Source organism: Arthrobacter sp. GQ119 (assembly GCF_059759125.1).
In genome coordinates this window covers 147,777-158,113 of the sequence record NZ_JCAXEA010000014.1, presented here as the reverse complement: position 1 = coordinate 158,113, position 10,337 = coordinate 147,777, and the positions used below count along the sequence as shown (strand labels likewise).

Genomic DNA, 10,337 nt, shown 5'->3' with positions numbered 1-10,337 from the left:
CTAATTAAGGCGAAGGCCCCGACAACGAATGTCGGGGCCTTCGCTGTTTAACACCCACCAACCGTCGGCAAAACCCGGCGCCGGCGTTGAACGCCGCCCTCTGTCAGCCGGTTTTCCGGGGGCTCAACCAGAGGTTCCACGATGTAGAGTTGATGCCCATGGAAAACCTCTTCAGTCACGCCGCCGCCTCCGGCGCCCATGAGCCCGATCCGTCCGTGGCCTTGGATCCGGTCGTCTGCACCGTGGTCGTTCCCGGCGCGGTAGCCCGGGCCTTCATGGGCTTCACGGAGCACACGCATCTCTGGTGGCCCATGGAGACCAACAGTGTTTTCGGTCCCGGCTCCTACGTCGAGTTTGAAGAGAACCTGGTCCTCGAAACGGCTGACGACGGCAGGACCACGGCATGGGGCACCATCGACGACTGGCAGCCCCCGTTGTCCTTCCATGCATCCTGGTACCCGGGAACCACCGCGCTGTGGTCGACGGAGCTCAGGGTGGCGTTCCGGGCCGTGGAGGGCGGCACCGAAGTCCGCGTCGTCCACGACGGCTGGGAAGGCGCCGAGGATCCCGTCGCTGCGCGCGCAGCCTACGACAAGGCCTGGCCGGATGTACTGGGGCGGTTCGCGCGTTTCATGGGCGCTGAGGCCGGCTGAGCTCCGGCGGGACCGCCGTGCTGGACCGGATGACGAACTTCGTCGGGTAGGTGGTATCGACGGTTGCCCGCTCCGCACCGCCGTCGAGCCCCTCCATCAGGAGGCGAACCGCCAGTCCTCCCTGGCCGCGTGGATCCTGGTCAATGGTGGTGAGTCCGAAGAGTTCGCTGAGATCGTGCCCGTCGATCCCCACAACGGACAGATCCTCCGGGATTCGGAGCCCGAAGTCGCGGGCGGCCAGGATGGCGCCGATAGCCATCTCATCGGAGGCTGCGAAGACAGCCGTGGGGCGTTCTGAGGGTGTGCCGAGCAGCTGCCTGGCTGTTGTGTAGCCGCCCTGGATGGTGAAGTCCGCCCTGACAATCCACTCGGGCCGGATCCGGAGTCCTGCAGCCTTCATCGCGCTCTTGAACCCTGTGAGGCGAGTGCGGGGGATCTTGAAGTCCACTTCATGGACTGAGTCGCCCGTCAGGTGCGCGATATTGGAGTGGCCGAGCTGAATGAGATGGTTCGTTGCCGCCTCGGACAGGCCATAGTCGTCGATGACGATCGTCGACGCGCCGCTAAGCGGGCCGCCGATGCTGACGATGGGCCGGTGCACCGCCAGCATTTGCCGGAGCTCCGACTCCGTGAGGGCCAGGGCCACGGCAATGACGGCGTCCACGCGCTTGCGCAGCAGAAAGTCCTTGAGCACGCTCTGCCGGCGCCCTGGGGCCTCTGTGACGTTGTACAGGGTGAGGTCATAGCCTGCGTCCAGCAGCGCCGCAGACACCCCTTCCACGACCGATGAGAAGTACCAGCGGTGGACGGAGGGGACCACGATTCCAATGTTGTAGTTGCGCCCGGAGGCCAGGCTCGAGGCCTGGTAGGACGGCACGAATCCCAGGTCGGCGGCAGCGGCCTTCGCCCGCGCCCGGCTCTTGGCAGAGACGTTGCCCTTGCCGCTCAAAGCCCGTGAAACGGTGGCTATGGATAGGCCGGCACGCTCTGCGACTTCCTTGATGCCGGCCATGTGCTTTTTAGCTCTCCGTGTCTAATGAAACCCTCATCCAGACGGTCTCTCCAGAGCCTAGTCCATGCCAGACTTCGGCGTTGCCGGGGTTGTCCCCGGAGCTGCGCAGCAGCACGTCACCCGCAGGCAGTTCAAGGATGTCCTGGCCCACGTTCATGAGCACCAGGATGTTGCCGTTCAGGAACGCCAGTGCGGAGTCCGTGCACAACTGTTCGGCCCAGGACAGCGATCCGCGCCCGAGTCCCAGTTCGCGGCGCAGCGCCAGCATCCGGCGGTACAGGTTCAGGTGCGACGACGGGTCCCCGGCCTGGGCGTCCCTGGCCAGTTCGGCGAAGCTTGCGGGTTGCGGGAGCCAGGGATCCTTGCCGGACCCGAAACCGTGGTGAGGCTCCGAGGCACGCCACGGCAACGGGACGCGGCAGCCGTCACGGCCCAGACGCCCGCCCCCGGTGCGCGCGAACGTTGGATCCTGCCGCTGATGGTCCGCGATGTCGATGCCGTCCGGAAGCCCGAGTTCCTCGCCCTGGTACAGGTAGGCGCCGCCCGGCAGGCCGAGCATGAAAAGGGACGCGGCGGCGGCGCGGGTCCGGCCGAGGTCATGGTCCGGCTGGGGGTCCGCGGGGCCGATTCCGTCACCGTCACGGGGACCGGACCAGTAGTACCCGAAGCGGGTGGCGTGCCGGACGACGTCGTGGTTGGACAGCACCCAGGTGCTGGGTGCGCCGACGGCATCCAGGGAGGTCAGGGATTCGGTGATGACGTGCCGCAGCCGGGGAATGTTCAGCCCGGCGTGCAGGTAGGGGAAATTGAACGCCTGGTGCATTTCATCCGGCCGAACCCATTCCGCAAGCCGGGGCAGCGGATCCACGTTAGCCTCGGCGCACATAATGCGGTCGTGTCCGTAATCCTCGAGAATGCGGCGCCAGTTCCGGAAGATGTCGTGCAGGCGGGGCTGGCCGAACATGGGGGCTTCGTGTCCGGGAAAGCCGTCGGTGGTGCTGCCGTCTGCGCGTCCGCCCCAAGCGGGAAGCCCGGGCGCCTTGACCAGGGCGTGCGCCACGTCCACACGGAAGCCGGAGACGCCGCGGTCCAGCCAGAAGCGGAGCACGCGCTCGAATTCGTCGTGTACGGCCTGGTTGTCCCAGTTGAAGTCAGGCTGGGAGGAGTCGAAGAGGTGCAGGTACCACTGGCCGGGCGCTCCGTCAGCTTCGGTGATGCGCGTCCAGGCGGAGCCGCCGAAGTGTGACTGCCAGTTGTTGGGCGGTTCTTCGCCGGCGGGGCCCGCGCCGTCACGGAAGATGAACATGTCCCGTTCGGTGCTTCCCGGCCCTGCGGCAAGTGCGGCCTGGAAGGCGCGGTGCTGGTCCGAGCAGTGGTTGGGGACCAGATCCACGATCACCCTGATTCCCAGCCTGTTGGCCTCGGCGATCATGCCGTCGAAGTCGCCCAGCGTGCCGAACAGCGGATCCACGTCACAGTAGTCGCTTACGTCATAGCCGGCGTCGCGCTGGGGGGAACGGTAGAAGGGGGAGAGCCATATGGCGTCGATGTCGAGCTCTGCCAGCTGGGGCATTTCCGCGGTGATGCCGGCGAGGTCACCGATCCCGTCCCCGTTCATATCCCGGAAGGAGCGCGGGTAGACCTGGTAGATGACGGCAGAGCGCCACCAGCCATGGGCCTTATCCGGGGCATGGACCGGGGTGAGGGACCGGGCCAGAGGTGAAACCGCTTGCAGCAACGAGTCAACAGACATTGGGCCAGCTTAGAGCGGCGTTGCCCGCCATTGAAAGCGCTTCCAACTGATATTACTTGACAGTTTCCGTCAATCATCCGCCGGTGTCGGTAAGGTTTGGCATCAAATTGGAAGCGTTTTCATCAGAGGGCACTTACGCGCGCGGGCAGCCACCTAGACTTGAAAGCACGTGTGACCGAATCGGGAGACCCTATGAGCAGCATCGCTGACGAGCTCACTTCTACCCTGGGAACCGGCAAAGTTGTCCAGGATCCTGCAGTGCTGGCTGCCTATGCCGTTGACCAGGCGCCTGTCCTTGACTACCAGCGGCCCCTCGCGGTTGTCTTTGCGGAATCGGTGCCCGACGTCCAGGCCGCTGTAAAGAGCTGCGCCGCACATGGCGTTCCGCTCGTGGCCCGGGGCGCCGGAACGGGTGTATCCGGCGGCGCGCATGCGACCGAGGGTTCGGTGGTTCTCAGCCTGGAGCGGATGAACCGGATTCTGGATCTCAATCCGGACGACGAGACCGCCGTCGTTGAACCGGGGGTGGTCAACGTTGACCTGAACGATGCCGCCGCCCGGCACGGCCTGATGTTCGCTCCGGATCCGGCGAGTTTCAGGGTATCGACCATCGGCGGCAACGTGGCGACGAACGCGGGCGGGCTGCGGTGTGCCAAGTACGGGGTCACCCGTGACTCCGTACTGGCGCTGGACGTGGTGCTCGCGGACGGCTCCCTGATCCACACGGGCCACCAGACCTTCAAGGGTGTGGCGGGCTACGACCTGACCGGATTGTTTGTCGGCTCGGAGGGCACCCTGGGGGTCGTCGTCGGCGCCACCGTGCGGCTCAAGTACCTGCCCCGCGAGGTCCACACAATCGCGGCGTTCTATCCCGATTTCCGGCAGGCCGCGGCAGGTGTTTTGGCGGTGGGCAAGGCCCGGGTGCAGCCGGCCATCATGGAACTGCTCGACGGCGGGACTCTCGCGCAGCTGGATGAGATTCATGGCTCGGACCTCGCAGCGAGGGGCGGGTCCCTCCTGCTGATCCAGACCGACGGGTTCGGTGCCGCGGCGGAGGCGGACGTGGTCCGTGAGGTCCTGGCAGCAGGCGGCGCCGTGGTGACCACCGAAGCGAATGCGGAAGCCGAGCTCTTGGTGGAACTGCGGCGCAACAGCCGTGGCGTCGAGGTGGACGATCAGTACCGCGTAGGCGAGGACGTGGCGGTGCCACGTTCCCGGCTGGTGGACTACGTGGCGGCCCTTGAATCGCTGGCCGAAGTCCATGACGTGAAGCTCAAGGTAGTCGCGCACGCCGGCGACGGAAACCTGCACCCCACGTTCTGGGTGGACCGCGTGAACGATGTGGTGGATGCCGATGCGATGCTGCGCCTGAACAAAGCCCTGGACGCATCGATCGCCGTGGCGCTGGACATGGGCGGCACCATCACGGGGGAGCACGGCATCGGGCAGTACAAGCTGCGGTGGCTGGGCCTGGAGCAGCCGGAGCCCATCCGTGAGCTGCAGCGGCGCCTGAAGGAACTCCTCGACCCGACCGGGATCCTCAACCCGGGCAAGGCTATTTAACGCACGCGTGCCACGTTAGACTTCCCGGCGTCCAGTCGCCCCAACGTCCAGTCGCCTGAGGCTCAGTCGTCGGAGTCCGGATACTCGTCGATCGACTCCTCGGCGCCGTACCGGGACTCCTCGGTCTCCACTTCCAGGATCTTCAGCAGCTCGGTATCCGGGTTGAGCATGATGGCCGCCTCGTCGCGGCGGTGGCGCAGGATGGAATCAATGTAGGACTGCACGGCCTCCGCCAGCGGAATGTGGCGCTCCTGCTTTTCCGACATGTACCAGCGGTGCTCAAGCACCTCGTGCACGGCCTCCGCCGGCTCCAGCTTGCCGGAGAGGTCGCGGGGGATCGAGCGCACGATCGGTTCGAAGATCTGGCTTACCCAGAGGTGGGCACTGTATTCCTCATCCATTTCCGGATTGTTGTCAGCGCGGAACGAGTCCATGTCGTTGAGCAGGCGCCGGGCCTGGTTCTCCTGGGCGTCGAGGCCGGTCAGGCGGAGGAGGCGCCGCTGGTGGTGGCCGGCGTCCACGACTTTGGGCTGAAGCTGGATGGTCGTGCCGTTCTGGGTGGTCTTGATCGCATACTCTTCGACGTCGAAACCCAGTTCATTGAGCCGCCGGATACGGGCGCCCACGCGCCAGCGCTCACCGAGTTCGAACGATTCCTTTTCAGTCAGTTCGGTCCACAGGCGACGGTAGCTTTCCATGATGAGTTCGCTGGTGGCCACGGGATCCACCTTCTCCTCGATCAGGCCGCCGTCGAGGAGGTCCATGAGCTCACCGGCGATGTTGACCCGGGCAATCTCAAGGTCGTACTCGCGCTGGCCGGTGGAAAGGTCCGGGTAGAGTTCGCCGGTCTCCGCGTCCACGAGGTAGGCGGCAAAGGCTCCGGCGTCGCGGCGGAACAGTGTGTTGGAGAGCGATACGTCGCCCCAATAGAACCCGATGAGGTGGAGCCGCACCATCAGCAGGGCCTGCGCGTCGATGAGGCGGGTCAGCGTGTCCTTGCGGAGCATCTGGGAGAAGAGCGCACGGTAAGGCATGGAGAACTTCAGGTGGCGGGTGACCAGCACCGGGTTCAGGGGCTTGCCATCGAGGGTGGTGCGGCCGGTGATAACGGCAACGGGCTCCACGCAGGGAACATCCAGCCGGGCCAGCTTGCGGAGCATGTGGTACTCGTGCCGGGCCACGTGCTCGGATGTTTCCTTGATGGCGATGACCGAACCGCCCAGGTGGGCGAAGCGGACGATGTGCCGCGAGATGCCGCGGGGGAGGGCCGCGAGGTTTTCCGCGGGCCAGTCCTCAAGGGCGATATGCCAGGGGAGATCCAGCAGTTCAGGATCGGCGGCGGCTGCCGTGATGTTGAGGTTGCTGGCGACCGAGGATGCCTTGTCATCGTTGGCGCTGGCGGCTTCGAACCTGGGCAGTTTGCCGATCTGCCCGTAGTCGGTGGGTTCGTCGTGCCACTGGGCGCTGTATTCCTCGGTCATGGATCAATTCTTCCGTACGTAGTGTCCGCGTGCCTAAACCCCGCATGCCTAGAATCCGCATGTCTAACAGGGTGGCGTGCCGCGCTTAACGCCCGACGGCGGCCCTTCCGTTAGGGGGAGGGCCGCCGTCGGTCTGTTTACCGTTCTGATCAGGCGGTTTCGAAAAGCTCAAGCGCCCGGAGCGGTGGGGATTAGTCGCCCAGGCGCTCGCCGGTCTTCGTGTCGAACAGGTGCACGTGGCCGGACTGCGGGCGGACCCAGATGGACTCGCCCTTCATCGGGGGGCGGCGGCCGTCGACGCGTGCCACGATGTCGTGGCTCTTGCCGTCCAGCGTGGTGTGTCCGTAGACGTAGGCGTCGGCGCCGAGCTCTTCGACGACGTCGACCTCAACCTGCAGGCCGTCGCCCTTCGGCGCGGTCTCCAGGTCCTCGGGGCGCGTGCCCAGCGTGACGGTGTGGCCGTGCGCCTCTTCGAGGACGTTGCGCGGCACGGGGTAGACGGTACCGCCGAACTGCACGCCGCCGTCGACGACCGGAAGTTCGAGGAGGTTCATGGCGGGGGAGCCGATGAAGCCGGCGACGAAGACGTTCTTCGGGCGGTCGTACAGGTTGCGGGGGGTGTCCACCTGCATCAGGAGGCCGTCCTTGAGCACTGCGACGCGGTCGCCCATGGTCATGGCCTCGACCTGGTCGTGCGTCACGTAAACGGTGGTGACGCCCAGACGGCGGGTCAGGGATGCAATCTGGGTGCGGGTCTGGACACGGAGCTTGGCGTCCAGGTTGGACAGCGGCTCATCCATGAGGAAGACCTGCGGGTTACGGACGATTGCGCGGCCCATGGCAACACGCTGGCGCTGACCGCCGGAAAGTGCCTTCGGCTTGCGGTCCAGGTACGGCTCGAGGTCCAGGAGCTTGGCGGCTTCACGGACACGCTCGGCGCGCTCTTCCTTGGAAACGCCGGCGATCTTCAGGGCGAAGCCCATGTTGTCCGCCACGGTCATGTGGGGGTACAGGGCGTAGTTCTGGAAAACCATGGCGATGTCGCGGTCCTTGGGCGGAACGTCGGTGACATCGCGGTCGCCAATGAGGATACGGCCGGCGTTCACATCTTCCAGTCCCGCAAGCATGCGGAGGGAAGTGGACTTACCGCAACCGGAGGGTCCAACGAGGACCAGAAATTCGCCGTCGGCGATTTCGATGTTGAGCTTGTCAACAGCGGGCTTGTCTGTGCCCGGGTACAGACGCGTAGCGTTATCAAAAGTAACTGTTGCCACAGTTATCAATCCCTTCACCGGCAGGTACGTGCCGGACGATCCGTAGTGAATGGTTCATGTAATTCAGTTATGTACTGCAAATATGCACTCCCCGGCCGAAGCCGAGGAGCATCGCGTGACGCCGCACGGTTCCTGTGCGCCACATCACAACCCAGAGTATGTCAGATTTATCCGTAATGGGCGAAAATGTTACGGGCATCACAGGTGAGATGCCGCACGTCCGGGTGTCACGAGGGTGGTTCGACGGCCCTCCGGCGTTCCCGGAGCAGGGCTTCCAGCAGCTCGGCGATGTGCACGGGGGCCTCTACGCGGTACTGCGCCTGGGTGAAGTCCAAGCCCACCTTCACGCCCACGTCGCCGGGTCCGAGACGGCCCAGCGCATCCTCGTCTGTGGTGTCGTCACCGGCAAAGATGACGGCTGTGGCGCCGGACGCCTGCCTGAGGAAGTCCACGCCCTCGCCCTTTGACGCGTGGACCACGGACGTTTCCAGGACCCTCTTGCCGTTCTTCAGGTGGACGCCTTCGCGGTCCTGAAGTGCTGCGCGGGCCGCTGACACGGCGTCCTCCGCCACGTCATCCGCGGCAAGCCGGGTGTGGAGCACGACGCCCGCGGGCTTCTCTTCCAGGAGCGTGCCCGGCGCGAGCTCCACGATGCCTTCCAGGATGCTGCGGACCTCCGCCAGCAGCTCCAGCTGGGCGGGGTCCAGGACGAGCGGGGCGGATCCAGGGCCCAGCCAGGCCTCCGCCCCGTGGCTGCCGATGAGCAGCGTCTCCGCAGGGGGCGAGGCGACGGCGCGCAGGCTGTCGAGGGCCCTGCCCGAGATGAGGGCCGTCGTCGTGCGTGGAAGGGTGGCCAGTTCGGCGAAGGCGGCCGCGGATCGCGGCAGCGGACGGGCATCGCCCGCATGGTCCACGAGGGGTGAGATGGTGCCGTCGAAGTCCATGGCGATCAGCAGGTGCTCGGTGCCGGCGACGCGCCTCACGGCATCAAGGATCTCCGGCGCCAACGTCAGCGGGGAGCTGTCGCGGGACGGGGCGGGGTCAGCCTCAGGAGTCATCGCGGACCACCTTTTCGTTGAGAGCGTGCAGGAAGTCGGCGGACCAGTGGTCGACGTCGTGGTCCAGGATCTGCTTGCGCATGGCGCGCATGCGGCGCGCGGACTCCCTCGGGGACATTCTGACGGCCCTCATGACAGTGTCCTTGAGGCCGTCAATGTCGTGCGGGTTCATCAGGAGCGCCTGCTTCAGCTGGTCGGCTGCCCCCGCGAATTCGCTGAGGACCAGTGCGCCGTCGTTGCCTGTCCTGGCCGTGACATATTCCTTGGCCACTAGGTTCATGCCGTCGCGGAGCGCCGTGACGAGCATGACGTCGGCGGCCAAGTACAGCGCCACCATCTCCTCGATGGGGTAGCTGTGGTGGAGGTACCGCACGGCCGTGTTCTCGATGGTGTCGTAGGTCCCGTTGATGTGGCCCACGGTTCCCTCCACCTCTTCGCGCAGGAGGCGGTACTGTTCGACGCGTTCCCGGCTCGGGCTGGCCACCTGGATCAGTGTCGCGTCGCCCACGGTGAGCTTTTCCTCGTTGAGGAGCTCCTCGTAGGCCTTGAGCCGGTGCCGGATGCCCTTGGTGTAGTCGAGGCGGTCGACCCCAAGCAGGATGGTCTTGGGGTTGCCGAGGTCCTGCCGGATCTGACGGGACCGCTCGATGATTTCGGGGTTGTTCGCCAGCTCCGTGATATGCCGGACATCGATGGAGATGGGGAAAGCCTGGGCGCGGGCGATGTGCGTGATCTCGCCATTCTGGCCCTTGACGTGGACCTGCTGCTGCTTGACGCTCGCGCCGAGGAAGCGGCGGGCTGAACGCATGAAGTTGCCGGCGTCGCTGCTGCGCTGGAAGCCCACGAGGTCCGCGCCCAGCAATCCGTCGATGATCGACTGGCGCCACGGAAGCTGGGCAAAGATCTCCGGCGGCGGGAACGGGATGTGGTTGAAAAAGCCGATCCGCAGGTCGGGCCGATCCTCGCGCAGCATCCGGGGCACGAGCTGGAGCTGGTAGTCCTGCACCCACACGGTGGCGCCGCGGTTGGCGTGGCGGACGACGGCGTCTGCGAACCTCCTGTTGACTTTGCGGTATGAGTCCCACCAGGTCCTGTGGAACTCCGGCGGCGCAATGACATCGTGGTAGAGCGGCCAAAGGGTGGCGTTGGAAAAGCCTTCGTAATACAGCTCGACGTCGTCGGTGCTCAGCTGCACCGGGACGAGGTCCATGCTGCCGTGGCTGAAGGGGGCGACGGTCTCGTCGGGGGCACCATGCCAGCCAACCCAGGCGCCGTCGGTCTTGGTCATCATAGGGGCGAGGGCGGTCACCAGGCCGCCGGGCGAGCGGCGCCAGCCGGAGCCGTCGTCGCCGTGTTCGCCCGGAGCGCAGCGGTCCACCGGAAGGCGGTTGGACACCACCATGAAGTCGTACGTGGCGGTGGCCGAGTTGTCCTCAGACGCAGCCCAGCTCTCCGTTTTTGTCTCCGGTTTGTCGCTTTCAGGTCCTTGCATTGCGCTCCCTGGGGTTGCTTGTGGATCTCTGTCAACCCTAGCGGGCGGGAA

8 protein-coding genes are annotated in these 10,337 nt (G+C 65.7%); 2 read left to right on the top strand and 6 right to left on the bottom strand.

What is annotated here, in order from left to right; all coding sequences use genetic code 11:
* Window positions 1-158 precede the first annotated feature (158 nt).
* Window positions 159-653, top strand: coding sequence for an SRPBCC family protein (locus AC6CH3_RS14425; protein ID WP_498133095.1), 495 nt, complete (start codon window positions 159-161; stop codon window positions 651-653).
* Here the strand turns inward: AC6CH3_RS14425 and AC6CH3_RS14420 are convergent.
* Together AC6CH3_RS14420 and AC6CH3_RS14415 are read right to left on the bottom strand one after the other, a co-directional pair.
* On the bottom strand, window positions 631-1,665 hold the full coding sequence (locus AC6CH3_RS14420) for a LacI family DNA-binding transcriptional regulator (RefSeq protein ID WP_498133094.1): 1,035 nt from the start codon (window positions 1,663-1,665) through the stop codon (window positions 631-633). The two genes, AC6CH3_RS14425 and AC6CH3_RS14420, sit on opposite strands and share 23 nt — an antisense overlap.
* A gap of 7 nt (window positions 1,666-1,672) precedes the next feature.
* On the bottom strand, window positions 1,673-3,418 hold the full coding sequence (locus AC6CH3_RS14415) for a glycoside hydrolase family 13 protein (RefSeq protein ID WP_498133093.1): 1,746 nt from the start codon (window positions 3,416-3,418) through the stop codon (window positions 1,673-1,675).
* A 192-nt stretch (window positions 3,419-3,610) separates the two neighbouring features.
* On the opposite strand from AC6CH3_RS14415, the gene AC6CH3_RS14410 reads away from it, so the two are divergent.
* Entirely contained in the window at window positions 3,611-4,981 is a 1,371-nt protein-coding gene (locus AC6CH3_RS14410) for an FAD-binding oxidoreductase (protein WP_498133092.1), read from the top strand.
* 62 nt (window positions 4,982-5,043) lie between these two features.
* Here the strand turns inward: AC6CH3_RS14410 and AC6CH3_RS14405 are convergent, their stop codons facing one another.
* The 4 genes from AC6CH3_RS14405 to AC6CH3_RS14390 form a co-directional block, all read right to left on the bottom strand.
* Window positions 5,044-6,462, bottom strand: a complete 1,419-nt coding sequence (locus tag AC6CH3_RS14405) for a DUF4032 domain-containing protein (RefSeq protein WP_498133091.1) — start codon at window positions 6,460-6,462, stop codon at window positions 5,044-5,046.
* 191 nt (window positions 6,463-6,653) lie between these two features.
* Window positions 6,654-7,736: an ABC transporter ATP-binding protein gene (locus AC6CH3_RS14400; protein ID WP_498133090.1), complete on the bottom strand. Its 1,083-nt coding sequence runs from the start codon at window positions 7,734-7,736 to the stop codon at window positions 6,654-6,656.
* A gap of 227 nt (window positions 7,737-7,963) precedes the next feature.
* Window positions 7,964-8,794: a trehalose-phosphatase gene (gene otsB / locus AC6CH3_RS14395; protein WP_498133089.1), complete on the bottom strand. Its 831-nt coding sequence runs from the start codon at window positions 8,792-8,794 to the stop codon at window positions 7,964-7,966.
* A complete protein-coding gene (locus AC6CH3_RS14390; protein WP_498133088.1) occupies window positions 8,784-10,286 on the bottom strand; it encodes an alpha,alpha-trehalose-phosphate synthase (UDP-forming) in 1,503 nt (500 codons plus the stop codon). The genes otsB and AC6CH3_RS14390 overlap by 11 nt, the downstream gene beginning before the upstream one ends.
* Window positions 10,287-10,337: the final 51 nt, after the last annotated feature.